This is a genomic window from Timaviella obliquedivisa GSE-PSE-MK23-08B (assembly GCA_019358855.1).
Lineage (GTDB): Bacteria > Cyanobacteriota > Cyanobacteriia > Elainellales > Elainellaceae > Timaviella > Timaviella obliquedivisa.
Genome location: JAHHII010000026.1, coordinates 1 through 16,350, shown reverse-complemented (window position 1 = coordinate 16,350; position 16,350 = coordinate 1). Strand labels below are relative to the sequence as shown.

Below are 16,350 nucleotides of genomic sequence, written 5' to 3'. Positions count from 1 at the left end.
GTCTTTCATGTCCGGGTTAATAGTGCATTTGTACAAAGCTTTGTCCGTTCGGCGCTTGGACAGTTGTACCGATCGCTATCTAAGTAGCAATGTTGGACATTCCATACTTTCTATGACTTTTTCAGACCGACAAATAGAAGGCAAGTTTCTACTCTGAACACAGACATCAACCCTTTAAGCAAAATTTCGAGAGACAATCACTGATGGTGAGACTTTCTGTATCACTACTGGGATCGCTACAAGTCAGCCTAGATGAAGCGGCGCTCACGAATTTTGCCTACAATAAGGTCTGGGCATTGTTTGTCTACCTGGTTGTAGAAGCGAATCAACCTCGTCGTCGAGAAACATTGGCGGCTCTATTTTGGATAGATTCTACTGAGGAACGGGCACGTGGTAATCTGCGCCAAACCTTAACCACACTGCGTCATCTCTTGAGCGATCGCCAATCAGCCACGCCCTTTCTACTCACCACGCGCCAAACGATTCAGTTCGACCCTAACAGCAGTTACAGCTTAGATGTGACCGACTTCTTGACGCTGCTGAAAAGTATTTCCCTCGATCCACAAGCTGCTAGCGAGTTGAGCGGTGAGGCAGTTGTGCAGCTTAAGCAGGCGATCGATCTTTACCGAGGAGATTTTTTGGCTGAGGTCAAGACGTTTGATAGCGAAGCGTTTGAGGAGTGGATTATTCTCACTCGCGAGCGGTTGCATGGTCTAGCAGTTGATGCTTGCACCAGTCTGGCAATCTATTACAGTCATCACCAAAACTGGCCGCAGCTACAGCGCCACGCCCAGCGACTAGTAGAGTTGGAGCCTTGGAATGAATTTGCTCATCAATGCTTGATGCAGGTCTTCACTTATTGTGGACAGCGCAGTGCAGCAGTACAGCAATACAAAACCTGCTCTCAAATTCTCGCCACTCAACTTGAGACCGAACCTGATGAGATTACAACAGAACTGTATGAGCAAATTCGTAACGGCTCTTTTACTCGGACAGATGAAACCTTACCTGTTTTATCCGCTTTGTCGAGAAATTCTCGGACAGCATCTGCACCGTCAATCACTATTCCTAAATGTTTGGAAGCAGAGTTGTTTGAACCGTTCTGCTCTACCGATCGAGCCTTGCATCTAGAAGAACCGATCGTCAAAATACCGTTAAATCAACCTGCCATTGGCTTACAGACGGATATTCAGAAGGATTTCCGGTCGGTCGCTCAACCGCCTCCAGTTCCTCTTGACAAACCCGATCAACTCAATCGGCACAGAATGTTGGAAAAAGTTCATGTTTTCTGGATCAAGGGTGCTCTTGAAAACTCGCTCTATAACGCAGCGTTAATGGACTTAGGTTTAGAAGAACGTTCTGATGCCATAGCACAGCCTTGGAACTTGCTGATGCACGTCGATCGATCTTCGCGAGTTTTAGCACCAGAAATAAAAATGATTGACGTGTATGAACAGTTCAACCACTCGTTTCTGATTCTCGGTATGCCTGGTGCAGGCAAAACGACGCTGCTGCTGGATTTGGCGCGATCGCTCCTCGTTCAAGCTGCCCAAGATCCCCATTATCCGATGCCTGTAGTCTTCAATCTTTCATCGTGGGCTGCTGGCTCATTGTCAACCTGGCTGGTGAATGAGCTTCAGCTTCGCTATCAGGTGCCTCAGCAGCTTGCTCAAGACTGGATCGCAACATCTAAAATCTTGCCGCTTTTGGATGGGTTGGATGAAGTGGCTTTGAGCCAGCGAGAAGCTTGTGTGGAAGCGATCAACCAGTTTCGGACAACTGACTGGCTCACGAATCTGGTGGTGTGTAGTAGAGCGATCGACTACGAGGCACTGACGCAGCGTTTGCAACTCAATGGTGCTGTTTTGGTGCAGCCCCTGACGCTTGCCCAGACGGACAGCTATCTAGCGCGATCGGGCAATCGGCTAGCGGGAGTCAGGTCTATCTTGCAGCAGGATCTTGCGCTTCAAGAATTAGCCAGTACGCCGCTGATGGTGAATATGATTGCGATCGCTTGCCAAGATCAAACCCTTGAGGCGCTACAGCTTCAGGTTTCTTCCCAGCAGTGGCGAGATCAGCTATTTGCGGCTTACATCCAGAGAATGCTAGTGCATCGAGGTGCGGAACAGCCCTATGGATCAGATCAAGTCGTTCACTGGCTAACATGGCTGGCTCAAACCTTAGTACGGCGCGACCAAACCCTGTTTTTGATTGAACGGCTACAGCCCGATTGTTTGCTCTCAAACGGACAGCGACGCGGGCTGCTAGCGATCGAAACCGTCATGGTTGCCCTGCTGATGGGAATCGCTGGCGGCATGGGCGTTGGTCTCAACTTAGGATTAGCGCCGGGATGGGCAAATGGTGTCGTCCCCTGGCTGAGTCACGGCTTGCAGGGCATGATGCACGGACTAGAAGTTGGATTGATGGTGGGAATCATTACCAGTTTCCTCTTCAGCCTTGTCGTTGTTGGATTTCACGCTCCTGTGCGTGAATTAACAATCGCTGATTCAAAATGGCGATCGATTGGCGATGCGGTTCGGATTGGCCTTGTCGCAGGAATCAGTCAGGGCTGGGCGATCGGGTTGTTTCTGGGACTGCGCTTGGGCTTGGGCGTTGTCTTGATCGTGACTTTGTGTACAGCAATTGGCGCATGGCGATTTCTACAGCCCGATCGCGTGGTTTTGCTAGAAGTCTGGCGATGGTCATGGTCACGATCGCGCCTCGGCCTCAATTTGGCGATCGCGCTCGGGTTGGTTTTCGGAGTCGTGTATGGAATTGGCTATGAAGTGACATACGGCTGGGTGATGAGCCTGGGTGTCGGGCTGATGGTGGCGATCGCTGGCGGCTTCACCAGCAGCGAAATTGAAACCAAAATCATGCCTAATCAAGGAATCCGTCATTCCCTGTGGGGCGCGCTGTGGATGAGCTTGGCGATCGGGATTCCGTTTGGGCTGGCGAATGGCATTGGCTATGGGGCAACGATGGGTTGGTCAAGCGGCGTGGGTAAAGGGCTGGGTTCAGCGATCGAAAGTGGAACGGCTTGCTGGCTAATTTGTGGCGGTTTAGCCTGCATCCAGCATTTAGCAATTCGCTATCTTTTGTATCGCAGTAAAGTCATGCCCTGGAATTATGCTGCATTTCTCGACTATGCGGCGGAACGAACTTTCTTGCGCAAAGCAGGAGGAAACTACCTTTTTGTTCACCGCTTAGTGATGGAACACTTCGTGACACTAAGTAAACCAAAACTATTTACAAAATAAAGAAAAAAACTTCCAATTTGACGATGTTTTGACGGTATTCCATACGGTGAATTGACGATCGATCGCTAGAACGAGAGGTGTCAAGTTCTTAAGGAAACAAATTCAAATGGCTCTCGTTCCTGGTAACAACAACAACAACAACCTGAATGGTACTGTCAACAACGATCTGATTCTTGGCTTCGGCGGCGATGACATCCTCAGAGGTTTTGCAGGCAATGATATCCTCCGGGGTGGTAACGGAAACGACACGCTCGACGGCGGTGCAGACAACGATACGCTCGACGGCGGTGATGGCAACGATCGGCTCGCTGGCGGTGATGGCAACGATACCCTGACGGGTGGCGCAGGCAACGACGTTTTGGTAGGGGGAAGCGGTAATGATGTTTTGATTGGTGGGGAGGGCAACAATCTTTTGACTGGCGGTGCAGGGCGAGATGCCTTCAGGCTTGATAATGTCTTCGGAGTTAACACGACCATTACCGACTTCTCTCCGGGGAACGACGTGATCCAGATCGATCAATCGCAGTTCTTCGTCCTCAATCCTGGAGTCCCGCCTCAGCTCCCCCTGGGACCTCTTGCACCCGGCAATTTCAACATTGGGACAGGTCCAGCCGACCTTGACGATTACTTCACCTACAACCCTGGGACGGGTACTTTATCCTTCGATCGAGATGGTAGCCGGAGTGGACCGGGATTCCCGACCACGCAGATTGCTCAACTGTCACCTGGCTTGAACTTGTTGGGGGTTAACAGTGCCAACATCGTCATCGTTTAATCTCGGTTTTGTCTTGTAGGTTTGGCAAACCGATGAAAAGCTAAGTCGTCCTAACCAAACGACTTAGCTTTTCTAAACTCAACTTTATTCAAATTCTGAGAAGCTGTGCTGGAGTTTATCCTAGCGCCGATTTTCGACCTGACTCTTCCAGATATCGGTAAAACGCTGCAACATCTGAAAGACCATGACATCCTAATATAGTGCTTCTCAATCCAGTGTGGTGCAAAAAAGGAGCTTAAGCCCCTTTTTCTCAAACGCCGGACGTACCTTGCTTGTTTGGGAACTGCTATGGCAGCACTTCGCTATTTTCTCACTGCCTCGGTTCAACCTCGCAAACAATTACAATCGGAGAGTTTTAATGACTAAAACTGACTTGAATGAAATTGCCACTCACTATCATCTTGGAAGCTTGCTTGAAACCTCGAACTGGGACGGAAGACAAGCGAAATCGAGCATTTGGAGCAATTCGATCACTGCTATAGCGGGACTCATTTTGCTTGTATCAATATTTCCAATTGTTCAAAAAGAATTTCTGAAAGAATCTCTGTCCATGTCCATTTTTTTGATTGGGTTACTTGGCTTAATCATAATGGGAATTACTTTTTTTACTACGCGAATCCGGCAAGAAATACGCAAGCTAGGAACTCGGGCAATCAGCGTTTTTGAACATGGTTTTGTAGATGAGCGGAATCCCAAAGTTGAGGTCTTTCTCTACCAAAATATTGTCGAAATCTGGCAGTACAGAGTTCAGGTTGGAGGAGGTGGGTACTTCTCCAGCTACAACGTTATACAAAAAGACGGTTCTAAATGCTATCTGGATGAAAAAATCGAGGATGTTGATCAGCTTGGGTCTTCCTTGCAGCAAGTGTGTCTTACCTATCAACTCCCCCCGTTGGTAAAATCATTTCAGGCTGGTGAAAACTTGGAATTTGACCAAATTGCTTTAAACCAGCAAGGCATTATTATACAAAGAAAAGATCTTTGCCTGGACAGACTTGAATAGAGTTGAGATTCGGCGAGGCTTTCTTGGTTTTTCCGGTCAAAGATTTTCCCATTCAATTCCCACAGGATTAACTACAAATTTACACGTGTTTTTTGCTCTTGTCCAACAAATCAAACCATCGGTGTTGGAAGATGATTGAGTTGCAGAGCGAAGAGTCGAGGTCGATCATTCCACCCTTAACCGCTGGGTGCTGAAATTTGCCCCTGAACTGGACAAACGCATTCGACCGTTCTTGAACCCACGAATGACTCATGGAGAGTGGGCGAGACTTACATCGAAGTGAAAGGAGCGTGGAAATACCTTTACCGCGCCGTCGATTCAATGGGTAACACGTTGGACTTCATGCTGAGTACTAAGCGAGACGGCAAAGCTGCCGCCTGCTTCTTTCGGAAAGTGCTGAAAGCGAAACACACTCAAAAACTGCGAGTGATCACGGTGGATAAGAATGCTGCCTACCCGGTGGCAGTCGAAGCCCTGAAAGCGGATGAAACGCTGGCAGCAGAGACGGAATTGCGCCAGAGCAAGCATATGAATAACATCATCGAGCAGGATCACCGCAACATCAAGCGACTGACAAAGCCAATGATGGGATTCGGGTCATTCAATACGGCAAGACAAACCTTAAGAGGCATCGAAGCCCTGAGTATGATTCGTAAAGGACAGGTGAAAGGAATCAGCAAAGGGGACAATGTGTCTCAAGCGAAGTTTATCGAAGAACTCTTTGGAATTAGCGCTTAACGGAACGCGAATGAGATACTTCGTTTGTCACTAAAAAGTACTTGCGACACAACCACATATTCTGGCTCAACTGCTATTAGTACTTGATACTAGTACAGCTCAAAAAAATTGTGACTGAAATAGATTCAGAGTCATTCCAAAAAAGTAACACAATTGAGCGTACTGCGTGCATAAATCCATCTCATTGACGCGCAAGAATCGTTCTTTCTCTGTGTCTCAACTTGGCTCAAAAGTGTCTCAAAGCGTCTCAAAGCGTCTCAACTTAGCTCAAAAGTGTCTCACCACATTCTCATTAATGGCTCACTATTGAGAAAGAAGACTTTCTATTGACTAGGAAATATAACTGTCCTGGCTCAACTTGGCTCAAAAGTGTCTCAACTCAATTTTTAAGTACTTATACTCATCTAAGCTGCCTTGAAAAATTGGGTAGACTTCGAGCCTGAGATTTGTAAGTTTGAGGGCAGGGCGTTTGAATCTAAACGGAAAAAAGGATAGGAGCAAAAAAATAAAGCGGGTGCTCCACTTCACTCTATTGAGAGTTGGGACATCCGCTTTGAAACGATGAAGAGGAAAGGAAGAAAGAACGTTTGGGATTCGGGGGACGATCGCTGGATCGCTCCAGGCTGATCCGGGACGGGCGAGGGGTGTTGTGTGGCGATCGCCATTAAAGCAGCAGCACTAAAGTGGAAATCCGAAATCCACTGTTGGCTAGGGCTAGAAATTAAGCCGAGTCAAACCCCCGTAGAGATTTGCAATAAGCTGTTGATCAAGTTGGGGCTGAAGGGAGAGGCGATCGCCCGACCGGGGATAGTGGGGAAGCGCGATCAGATCTATCAGGTTTCGGGGATGGCTAACCCATTCCGCGATCGCCTTTTAGAGGCAGCACGGCGGCGGCTGACAGAAGCCTCACCAGATTTTGATGAATCCTCGGTCGCGGATGGGTTGGAGATGTTGCGAGATGCTGAGGGCGATGAAGCGGCACTGGAAGCGATTTGGCAAGCTCTCAAAGAACTTCCAGAAGCTGACCAGAGAGAGATTCAGAGGAGGCGATCGGCAGCATAGATACTACTCTGTTAGGCGCATTCAAACCTCAAGTTAATCAGCTAGATTCCACCCAGGTTACGTTTGGGTGATTTTGTCGATCCCGTTCAGTGCCCAAGCTTAGCTGGCCCTCCAACAAAGCGGAGTTTTGGGGGGTGTTGTCTCCGTTTTTTAAGACAGTGATGCAGAACCTTTATCTTGAAAGGGCTTCGGGCAAGTCCGCGATCGCTATAAAACAGATTTTATATTTATATACGAAACAAGGACGCTAGATTCCATAAGTGTTTAAAGAGCTCTCTCCCCTGGAGAATCTGGAGTTGAGAAGTCAACCCAATACAGCCAACTATCGTCGGTTCCGGGTAGTGATTCGGGTTCCATGCGGGAGTGAGCCAGAGCCATCGGCAATGTGTCCAATAATCCTTGTCTACGCAGCCGTACAAATCAGCGTGATATACGGAAAGATTCTTGCGATCCACCTTAATTGGGGGGATATGCGGAAAATTTCCCTCTAATAATAGTTCTGCCCTTTAGAAGGGTGAACCGTCAAAACCTTACTATTCCTGCTCGATATTGAGGGCAGAGACTTCAGAGGCATACAATCCATGACTGAGAATCCATGACTGAGAATAGCGACGATCGCCCGATCCCTTAACTGCGTCAAAACCAGCAACTCTAGCGCTTGTTGAATCAACGCTAGTTCCTCGACTTCCAGGTGGGCTGCGGGGCGTTTGGGTTCGCGTTCGAGATCGATCGCATCGGTGGGTGAGGGCTGATTGAGGGGATCGCCATTGCTGGCGTATGGTTAAACTCAGCGGGGTGAGTGAATACTCTGCTGAGTTTAACCATACGCCAATAAGTGATCCGATCAGGGCATTTTCATTCCAGGCATATGATGATGCGCGGGTTGAGAAGAAGCTGATTGGGTCTGAGTCAAGCTCATAGTCTGTTGACCAAAGGCAACAATTCCCATTGAAACCAAGCCTGCACTCAGCAACCCCATTGATACGAAACCAAACGAAAAAACGCCCATTGCCACAACGCCAAAGGCAACAATACCGTGAGATGAAACACTGATTGCCACTACCCCATGTGCTGAAACACCGATTGCTACCACTCCACGAGCACCGATTCCAACAGACAATTTTTTCTGTTTCTTTGAAGATTCCATTCTTCAATATATCCTTGCTACTGCAAACCTTAATTTCAGAAACAAATACAAATTGCCCCTAGGTCAATGGCTTGTTCGATCTGGGGCGGAAGCTATCAAGACTCAATCAAAAATTCGCTTCAGTGCAGGGATACGAGACAACACAAAGTAGTCCAGCACTAGCACAATGACCAGCGACAGACCGACCAGAGGGAATGCCAGTCCCAGAACCGCAACGATAGCTAACGGCACTCGCCAGCTTTGTACATAGGGCGGCATGGCTGGCGCACCCAGCAATCCTGCTTCTTTCGGACGGCGCTGCCACCACATTACAGATCCCGTGATCGAGAGCAAGATCGCAATTAATGCCGCGATTAGCATGACGAACTGATTCACCCATCCAAACATTTTCCCCATGTGAATTGCAGTTCCCATCTCGACTGCTTTGGAAACCAACCCATAATCTTTCCAGCGCACATCTGCCAGCACTTTGCCGCTGTACTGGTCAATGTGCATTGTCACTTCCTGTGTCGGATCGTTGGGGAATGCGGAAACCGTATAGACGCCAGTTTCGCCGTCCGGCAAAGTCATGCTGAAGCCAGGAGGAGCCCCTTTTGATTGAGCCAGCGCGATCATAGAGTTGAGGTTAACCAGAGTATTCTCAACTATTCCATTCGCGGGAACGATCGCCCCCGTCTGCCCTAAGTGGTTACTGTGTCCAGGAACGGTGGATTGGAGCATAGGAATTTGTTCTGCTGCCCAGGGAACGACCTGGCTGTTCTGGTTGAGAGAACCCGTCAATACCGTTGATTTGGGAACGTCGTCCCACATTTGGGCAGGAAAGGTGCCCATCACTTTAGAGAACGTATTCCCCCAAAATGCGGTCCAGGGTAATCCTGTAAGAATTAGAAACCCAATCAGAAGAATGCCGTAAAAGCCAGGAACGGCGTGTAAGTCCCGCCAGAAAACGCGCTTATTTTGACTCCACAGCCTGGGAAGCAGGGTGCCCATCACTGAGAATCGGTTGCGGGGAATCCAGAGATACAGCCCAGAAATTAACAGAACCAGCGTCCAGCAGACGGCTAGTTCGACTAAATAACTGCCTGTATCACCAATCAACAGCTCCCCATGGATCTTGCGAACGATCGCTTGCAGGTTGTTCTTCTCATCAAGAGCGCCCAAGGTCTGCCCGTTATGGGGGTTAACAAACACTCTCAGATTCTGTTGGTCGGCTGTGGTTAACAGTACTTCGCTGCTGCGGTCAGGCGCAACATTAGGCATGACCTGACTCACTGTTGCACCTGAAAAAGCCCTCTGTGCGCTCTGTATCTGCTGTGTGAATGGAATGGCTGTAGTGCTTGGCTGCACAAACATCAGGTTGTGATACATAGCAGCGTCGAGCTGAGGCTTGAAGAGATAAATGATGCCTGTGGTTGCCAGAATTAGCATAAAAGGGATGACGAGCAAACCAGCATAGAAATGCCAGCGCCAGATGGTGCGGTAGAACCGATTACTCGGAGAGGCAGGAGTTGATGTGGCATTTGAAGCCATTGCAGATCCACTCATATCAATTACTTTTCCCCATGACAAATCTGCGCCAGTATCCCGCACTTAACAAAAAGCTGTCAAAAGACACCCTGTCAAACATTTAGAGAATCTTTAGAAGAGCAAGCTCAGTTTAGAAAAAATCTTGAGTATCCCTTTTTGTCAAATCGGTTGTACCCTCCAGCAGGCAAACCTGTTTGAAGTTCGCTCATTCCGCTTCAGTAAAAAAGATCTGGCTGTGGTAAGACAGTTTGATCTAATTCTGCACAACAACCGTTGCTAAATAAAGGTGTATTTATCACTGCAAACGAGCGCTATCCAAAAACTATCCAAAAGCTATCGTTCCAGGCAACATATTCTTAATTATCTTCAAAACCTGCTGATAATCCGTCATCGCTCCCTGCTGGCTCAAAGACTTAGCCGCCTGTTGTAGATCGGCGAGCGCTTCTCCCATTTCCCCCATTTCTTGGTGCAATAAGCCCCGGCTGACATACGTTTTGACATCGCCAGGATCGCGCTGTAAGACTTGGTTGAAATCATCCAGTGCAGCAATGCGGTTGCCCTTTTGATGATAGGCACAGCCCCGATTGTAGTAGGCGCGGGTATTGGCATCGTTGAATTGAAGGGCTTGTGTAAAATCGGCGATCGCCCCTTGCTGCTCGTTTAACAGCAACTGCGCCAACCCTCGATCATTGTAGATTTCTGCCAAGGTCAGCCGATCTAAAGGTGAAGCCTGACGAAGCGCCTGTCCGTAATCCACAATTGAGTCTCGGTATGCCGCTAGCTCGACCTCGGCTAGACCTCGATTGTAGTAGGCGCGATAATCACTGGGCTTAAGTTGTAGAACTTGGGTATAGTCGGCGATCGCTTCAGCAAATTCGCCAGATTTGTAGTGCGCTAAGCCCCGATTTAAGTAAGTTTCGACGTTGTTAGGATTGAGTGCTAAAGCTTGGGTGCAGTCGAGAGCGGCGGCTGCGTAATTTTCTAATTGGAGGTAAGAAAGGCAGCGATCGCTGTAGGCTGCTGCATATTTGACATCTAATTGAATGGCTTGATTAAATTGCTTTATTGCGGCAGCATAATCTTCTTTCTGAAAGGCTAAAACTCCGGCACGGAAGACCTCTTTAGCGGTTTCTGGAATGAGGGGCGCTTCATCTGCAAAGGCGAGCAGAGGCGTGATCCACAGTGCGATCGCCAAAAGAACAATGAGCAGTTTCTGCAACAGCATGAATATCCCAGTAGAGATGGCTAGAATTCAAAGTCCCTCTCCCGCTCTGGGAAAGGGATTTAGGGTAAGAATCTGAACCTTGTCAATTACCAGCCTTTCTCAGACTGTTCCAGCACATAAGAAGACACGTTCTCAATTTGTTCAGGAGTCAGTTTTCCCTTAAAGGAAGGCATTGCATTTTTGCCATTAGTTACCTGAGTAGTAATTGCCACCAGAGATGCCATTTCGTATTTGTCTAACACATCTTTCTTAAGAGTTTTAGCGGGGTTAACCATGTTACCTCCGCCCATGTGGCAAGCCGCACAGTTTGCGCCAAAAATCTTGGCTCCATCCGCTACGTCCACCGCCATGACCGGACGGCTGAAGATAAAAGTGGTGATCGCTAAGGCTAGAAAAATAGTCGAGAGTGATTTTTTCATGTTCTTCCTCGTTCGTCGATATTTACTAGAAAAGTAAGGCACTAAAAAGGCAGGGTAATCAGAATGACCTGCTGAGCAGACAACCCCTAATCACCCCACGCGGGGGAAACGAAAACAGCTTCTAAGTCCGAGAAGTATTTTTCTGTAGAGCTAACGAAATTTGTTAAATCTCTTCTCAGATAATGCCGAACTACTGTCAGCAAAGTCAAAAGACAAGCTGTCAAACATCCAACTTTGTAAGATTCTGAAACAGAACAGATTCTAAAATATATGAGGAAATTATTTTCCTGGCGCTCATACTTGTTTAAACTAAGACGTGTCTCAACTAAGATACATTGTTCCTAGCTCCCGATCGCCCTCAATGGCTCCTCTCCCCGAACCTTCTCCCAAACAGCTTTCCCTGGGTCCTTTAGAATCAGAAATTCTAGAGATGATTTGGGCACTTGGCTCTGCATCGGTCAAAGATATTCACGATCGCATTCTCACTAATCCTGACCGCGAGTTAGCCTATGCCTCGGTGACTACAGTATTAGGGCGGTTGACCCAGAAAGGCTGGCTGACGTGCGATCGCCAGGATCGGGCGTTTCGCTGGCGACCCTTAGTATCTCAAGCAGAAGCGCAGGCATTGCAGGCGCATAATCAGCTTCAGCGGTTTTTGGCGATTGGGAATCCTGACGTAGTGGCAGCTTTCGCTGATGAATTAGATCGGGCAAGCGTTGAAAAAATAGAAGCGATCGCCCAACGCCTAAAATCTATCCGTCAAACTCGTCAAGCCGAGGAGGAAGCCTAAATGCATCTCAGCTTCATTCTACTTTCACTAGCAGCAGTCTTTTGTATCCGGTTGTGCAGCCCTCAACGCCCAGGTCAGCGACCCTGGTCAAGCCGTTGGCAATGGGCGCTTAGTCTGTTCCTACTACCGCCACTGCTGCTGATTACAACGGCTTTGGCGGTAATGCTGATGGGCACAGATGGCTATATGTTGGGGTTACCTGTGGGCTGGATCGGTTATCTATTGGCGCTGAGCTTTTTGGGATATACAGGTTTGCGGTTGATAGGCTTAATGGTAGGAGGATGGCGATCGATCCAGACGGTTCAAACCTATAATCTCTTTAATTTTCAAAAAACAGTCGGACATCTTCTTGATACACCTGCCTTATTTGCAGCCCAAGTGGGTTTTTGGAATTCTAAACTAGTCATAAGTCGTGGATTGCTAACCTCGTTCAACGATGCCCAAATTGAGGCAGTCCTGACTCATGAGGCAGCTCACCATTATTATCGAGATACCTTCTGGTTTTTCTGGCTGGGCTGGTTACGTCAAGCTACTAGATGGCTCCCTTATTCCAACATTCTGTGGCAAGAACTATTGCTACTACGCGAACTGCGTGCCGATCAATGGGCTGCCCAGAAAGTCGATGCGCTGCTGCTGGCAGAAACATTGTTGTTAGTAGTCAAAGATCCTTTAATACACTCCGAAATTAATTGCGCTGCTTTTGGCACTACCGCTACCGCTTCAGCAAACCGCCTGGAGGAACGCATTGAAACTTTATTAACTGAAGCAGAGCCGTCTTACAAAGGACAGGGTGTAATCTTCGTATGGATAATGACCGCATTCCTGCCGCTGTTGACTCTCTGCCTGCATCGGTAGAGGTTTCAGCTTTGCTGAACGAAAGTATGAAACTCAACTTCTAAGAGAGCAAAGGAAGCAGATTTTTATGCTGCAATTCAGCAATACTGCAACTTCAAGTTAGTCATTAGGTTACATCGTGAGATGATGTAACCTAATGACTAGCAATAAATTTCTCTTGCTCGTAATGACTAATGTGAAGGGTGTATCTAAACTCAGGAGATTTCTCTTATGCCATCAGCAGCAACTACTACACAGGGTTCACTTCTAACAACGATTAATGGTGAACCCGCTGTTCCCCTCGAATTTATGCCAGAGAATTGGCAACGGATTGCACAAGGAGAGTGGATGACGGAGCCTCGCGTGTACACTGCGATGGCACAGGTCTTTTTGGCAAAGAACCAGAATGGACATATCCTGTTTTTGGAGCGTCCTGATGCAAAACATCTTAAAGACGCTTATCGGGAAGGAAACGGACAACTAGCTTGGGAAGCTGTCTTTCACTACGGTGAAGCATTTCTGCCAGAGAACTATCCAGACCTACAACATATTCAGAGTGAAGTAGAGGCTAGTGATGTTCAGCAACCTGAGCGAATCGCTCTAGTGAACGTGGTGAAGGACTTGTTTGATGAACTTAAATATGATGTACCTGCTACATTCTATTGGACATTCCTCCATCCCTTGCAACGATCGGATCTGTTTGAAGTGCGATCGTTCCGTTTTAGTGAACAAGATCTGGGTATTGCCCGACAGTTTGATGCCATTCTGCATGGGGGCTATGTATCCATGCTGCGGCGTTTGATTGACAGTATATCAAGCCATCACGGTTATTTCAGTGAACATGGCTGTGGTTGCGATAGCCACCTAGCCAAGATCAAGCGGTGCGATTCGCCGTTCGATTACACGATTCCAGCCGAAGCACGACGGAAAACTCTACGGGCTTTTTTCTGGAGCATCATGGAAGAATATATGCTGTTTGAGCAGCGATCGGCAACTCGACTAGTCTATGCAGATAACTTGACTCTCTAATCGAAAGACAGAATTCATGAGGGGGAAATATGAAGTTCACCCTCGTAAGCTCGTCAATGTTTAGACTTTACGCCATCAAAGTTCTTATCTGATCGATATACATGAGAGATGTTCCACAGGATTAACATCTCTCATGTGCCTGTAAATTCTCCAAGGACAATCATTTCGATGGAGTAGGGAACCTTCATTTGTTATACAGATTGCAACTGAGGCTGCTTCACTAGGACCACGGAATAAAGTTGCCTTATCGTCATGATTTCCCCCCAAGTCATACTGATCACAAGTAATACATTCCTCAATAAACATGAATGTTTTTCCTACAGATTGACAGTAGAGTTGAACTGCCAAAAGTCTACTTCTGACTTCACTTAAACAGGCATTTGACGGTAAATCTTTAGCAATCTGAAGTGTTTCATGAATCCTCTGTTGGATCTCTTGTTTAATCTGCTTACGCTGACTTTGATCAGATGTAGAAGTTTCTCCCTGAGTCTGTGTGTTTTTTGTCGATTGTAAACCCATTGCGTTCGCCATCCTTTAGTAAGAAGAGATTTTGCATGGCGATGCTCCTGATAAAGACAGATTTGAAAAGCTACTTTTAACCAAAATAACTTTTTGAGCAATCTATAAATTTGCTCGTGTGGAATTTTGGTCGCTGTAAAGCAACCTTGACTAGACATAATACTTTACGTTCCTGTTCTGATAACTCAACAGAGAATTGGCCGCAGCAACTAAAAATTGCTAACAACACACACTCAACTCATTCTGTGAAACCATTTCAATCAAAACACACCATAGCACCATAGCAAATAGAAGTTAGTAATGGCAAATTTGGAGATTATTTATCTGAAAGCGTTGATTTACCATCACTATAGAGCAACTAGCAATTTTGTTCCGGACGGGAGATAGTTATGACAGTATATTAGTTTTAGTGTGTATATCCGTTGTTTTTTAATAGCGACAGCATATTAATTGGAACTATTAAAAGTGTGGTTTCAATTAAATAATCTGTTAGACTCAGGGTTCAATCTAACTACTCCGCTAAGTTTGAATACAGAGCTAGACTGAATGTTCCTACTTAGAGAGTAAATTGAGGTTGTACGTTATTGCAGTTCTATCCTCTCATTCAAAATGAGGGCGATCGCAGAAGTTTGTTAGACATTAAGCAGGTTCGATCCAGGCTTTTCAAACCTGAAGAATTGATTTAATCAGAAGAATTGATTTAATCAGCGCAAGAAAACTGTGACTTGCCTTGAGAAGTGCTGCGGGTGTATCTCATTTTAAGGATTCCTACATCGCTCATACTTTGAGGTTACTATGCGTCAATCTATCTTATTATTTGTAGCTGGGTTACTAATTCCAGCTAGCCTTCTGATTAATTCCTCAAACGCGATCGCCCATCAACATCTAACGGTTGGAACTGTTCAGGTGACCGTTCATTTAGAACCCGATGATTCTCCTTATACCAAGATTCCTAGTGTAACTTGGTTTCACTTATCTCACCCCGATGGCGAAACCATTCCCTTATCTAATTGCAACTGTAATTTGGTCGTTTATGACGCGCGAAATCAACCTATTGCCTATCCTCACCTCTCTGAAACTGAAGTTGAAGGACATGAACGACCTATTAGCACAAGTATTACTTTCCCTACTCCAGGAACCTACCAACTTGTACTGACTGGAGAATCTAAAGAAGATGACTTTCAACCTTTTGAGTTAACCGTTCCGGTTACTGTTCGACCCTAGCTCTTGCGGCCGTTGACAAATAAACTGAGAAATGTCTAAAGCTTATCTGTATCAGCATTTCAGCTCAAATTGTTTCTTAGGAGAGGGTTAACTAAAACATTGTTTCCGCAAATACTTAAGAACTAGCGTATAGCTAGGAGAATTTGATCGTCAAATTGCTGCCAAATTGTACCAACTTCTCGGAATCCCGCTTCTTGCAGTGCTGCTTCATGAATGGCAAGCGTTGGTTCATTCTCAGTAAAGCGAGGTTGAAAGCGTCGATGTCTTTCTGTTAGCAAATCTTTGAGTTCTAACTCTTGCCCGATCGCCTGCCACCACTGCTGCCAATCCTCTTGATTTTCAACTGAGAATGCCTGCTTTTCCTGCTGCGTTTGCATTGCCTTTGCTAAGCGTTGAAGTGTAGTTAAGTGCGGTGGAAAGTAGAGATGATCACCATTTAGAAATACACCACCTGGACGCACAATTTGACCCAGTTTTTGATAGAGATATACTAGCCGATCAATCGGTAGCCAGTGCAATGCTGTTGTTGTTAAAACTGCATCAACTTGAGTTTCACCAAGCTGTTCTACCCAGACCTCTTGCGTTAGATCTGCCTCGATCCAACGCAACCGATTGCCCATCGTTCCTAATGCTCCCTGACCGATCGCCAGCAGAACCGGGTCATAATCAATCGGGTAGTGTTCTAGACCTGTGGAAGTCATGCGATAATTGAGGAGTAGTGTCGTCAGCATCATCGAATATGGCAGTTGAAACAGTCGTCTGCCCCAGTTGTGGTAGCGAAGATGTAGTCAAGCATGG

The 16,350-nt window shown here is 46.8% G+C and carries 14 protein-coding genes; 9 read left to right on the top strand and 5 right to left on the bottom strand.

What is annotated here, in order from left to right; all coding sequences use genetic code 11:
• Window positions 1-203 precede the first annotated feature (203 nt).
• From KME11_22810 to KME11_22790, 5 genes are all read left to right on the top strand, one after another.
• Complete coding sequence (locus KME11_22810) at window positions 204-3,260, top strand: hypothetical protein (protein MBW4518042.1); 3,057 nt, start codon at window positions 204-206, stop codon at window positions 3,258-3,260.
• A gap of 106 nt (window positions 3,261-3,366) precedes the next feature.
• The gene (locus KME11_22805; protein MBW4518041.1) at window positions 3,367-4,035 is read left to right on the top strand and encodes a hypothetical protein; all 669 of its coding nucleotides are present in this window, start codon (window positions 3,367-3,369) and stop codon (window positions 4,033-4,035) included.
• A 358-nt stretch (window positions 4,036-4,393) separates the two neighbouring features.
• Window positions 4,394-5,038: a hypothetical protein gene (locus KME11_22800; protein ID MBW4518040.1), complete on the top strand. Its 645-nt coding sequence runs from the start codon at window positions 4,394-4,396 to the stop codon at window positions 5,036-5,038.
• Window positions 5,039-5,296: 258 nt separating this feature from the next.
• Window positions 5,297-5,776, top strand: a complete 480-nt coding sequence (locus tag KME11_22795) for an IS6 family transposase (GenBank protein ID MBW4518039.1) — start codon at window positions 5,297-5,299, stop codon at window positions 5,774-5,776.
• 651 nt (window positions 5,777-6,427) lie between these two features.
• Complete coding sequence (locus KME11_22790; protein MBW4518038.1) at window positions 6,428-6,838, top strand: hypothetical protein; 411 nt, start codon at window positions 6,428-6,430, stop codon at window positions 6,836-6,838.
• Between the two features lie 844 nt (window positions 6,839-7,682).
• Here KME11_22790 and KME11_22785 read toward each other — a convergent pair.
• The 4 genes from KME11_22785 to KME11_22770 form a co-directional block, all read right to left on the bottom strand.
• Window positions 7,683-7,985: a copper resistance protein gene (locus KME11_22785; protein ID MBW4518037.1), complete on the bottom strand. Its 303-nt coding sequence runs from the start codon at window positions 7,983-7,985 to the stop codon at window positions 7,683-7,685.
• A 102-nt stretch (window positions 7,986-8,087) separates the two neighbouring features.
• Window positions 8,088-9,530 carry a PepSY domain-containing protein gene (locus KME11_22780; protein ID MBW4518036.1) on the bottom strand — a complete coding sequence of 481 codons (1,443 nt, stop codon included), beginning with the start codon at window positions 9,528-9,530 and terminating at the stop codon, window positions 8,088-8,090.
• Window positions 9,531-9,834: 304 nt separating this feature from the next.
• Window positions 9,835-10,737, bottom strand: coding sequence for a tetratricopeptide repeat protein (locus tag KME11_22775; protein ID MBW4518035.1), 903 nt, complete (start codon window positions 10,735-10,737; stop codon window positions 9,835-9,837).
• A gap of 86 nt (window positions 10,738-10,823) precedes the next feature.
• The gene (locus KME11_22770; GenBank protein ID MBW4518034.1) at window positions 10,824-11,156 is read right to left on the bottom strand and encodes a c-type cytochrome; all 333 of its coding nucleotides are present in this window, start codon (window positions 11,154-11,156) and stop codon (window positions 10,824-10,826) included.
• A 361-nt stretch (window positions 11,157-11,517) separates the two neighbouring features.
• On the opposite strand from KME11_22770, the gene KME11_22765 reads away from it, so the two are divergent.
• The 4 genes from KME11_22765 (at window position 11,518) to KME11_22750 (ending at window position 15,552) form a co-directional block, all read left to right on the top strand.
• Window positions 11,518-11,946 carry a BlaI/MecI/CopY family transcriptional regulator gene (locus KME11_22765; protein ID MBW4518033.1) on the top strand — a complete coding sequence of 143 codons (429 nt, stop codon included), beginning with the start codon at window positions 11,518-11,520 and terminating at the stop codon, window positions 11,944-11,946.
• Window positions 11,947-12,801, top strand: coding sequence for a M56 family metallopeptidase (locus KME11_22760; GenBank protein MBW4518032.1), 855 nt, complete (start codon window positions 11,947-11,949; stop codon window positions 12,799-12,801).
• A gap of 210 nt (window positions 12,802-13,011) precedes the next feature.
• A complete protein-coding gene (locus KME11_22755) occupies window positions 13,012-13,809 on the top strand; it encodes a hypothetical protein (GenBank protein ID MBW4518031.1) in 798 nt (265 codons plus the stop codon).
• A gap of 1,314 nt (window positions 13,810-15,123) precedes the next feature.
• Entirely contained in the window at window positions 15,124-15,552 is a 429-nt protein-coding gene (locus KME11_22750; protein MBW4518030.1) for a hypothetical protein, read from the top strand.
• 122 nt (window positions 15,553-15,674) lie between these two features.
• Here the strand turns inward: KME11_22750 and KME11_22745 are convergent, their stop codons facing one another.
• A complete protein-coding gene (locus KME11_22745) occupies window positions 15,675-16,286 on the bottom strand; it encodes a class I SAM-dependent methyltransferase (protein MBW4518029.1) in 612 nt (203 codons plus the stop codon).
• Between the last annotated feature and the right edge of the window lie 64 nt (window positions 16,287-16,350).

Coding starts and splice junctions, on each gene's coding strand:
- KME11_22810 (MBW4518042.1), top strand. CDS start 204: ATGGTGAGACTTTCTGTATCACTACTGGGATCGCTACAAGTCAGCCTA.
- KME11_22805 (MBW4518041.1), top strand. CDS start 3,367: ATGGCTCTCGTTCCTGGTAACAACAACAACAACAACCTGAATGGTACT.
- KME11_22800 (MBW4518040.1), top strand. CDS start 4,394: ATGACTAAAACTGACTTGAATGAAATTGCCACTCACTATCATCTTGGA.
- KME11_22785 (MBW4518037.1), bottom strand. CDS start 7,985: ATGGAATCTTCAAAGAAACAGAAAAAATTGTCTGTTGGAATCGGTGCT.
- KME11_22780 (MBW4518036.1), bottom strand. CDS start 9,530: ATGAGTGGATCTGCAATGGCTTCAAATGCCACATCAACTCCTGCCTCT.
- KME11_22775 (MBW4518035.1), bottom strand. CDS start 10,737: ATGCTGTTGCAGAAACTGCTCATTGTTCTTTTGGCGATCGCACTGTGG.
- KME11_22770 (MBW4518034.1), bottom strand. CDS start 11,156: ATGAAAAAATCACTCTCGACTATTTTTCTAGCCTTAGCGATCACCACT.
- KME11_22765 (MBW4518033.1), top strand. CDS start 11,518: ATGGCTCCTCTCCCCGAACCTTCTCCCAAACAGCTTTCCCTGGGTCCT.
- KME11_22760 (MBW4518032.1), top strand. CDS start 11,947: ATGCATCTCAGCTTCATTCTACTTTCACTAGCAGCAGTCTTTTGTATC.
- KME11_22755 (MBW4518031.1), top strand. CDS start 13,012: ATGCCATCAGCAGCAACTACTACACAGGGTTCACTTCTAACAACGATT.
- KME11_22750 (MBW4518030.1), top strand. CDS start 15,124: ATGCGTCAATCTATCTTATTATTTGTAGCTGGGTTACTAATTCCAGCT.
- KME11_22745 (MBW4518029.1), bottom strand. CDS start 16,286: ATGATGCTGACGACACTACTCCTCAATTATCGCATGACTTCCACAGGT.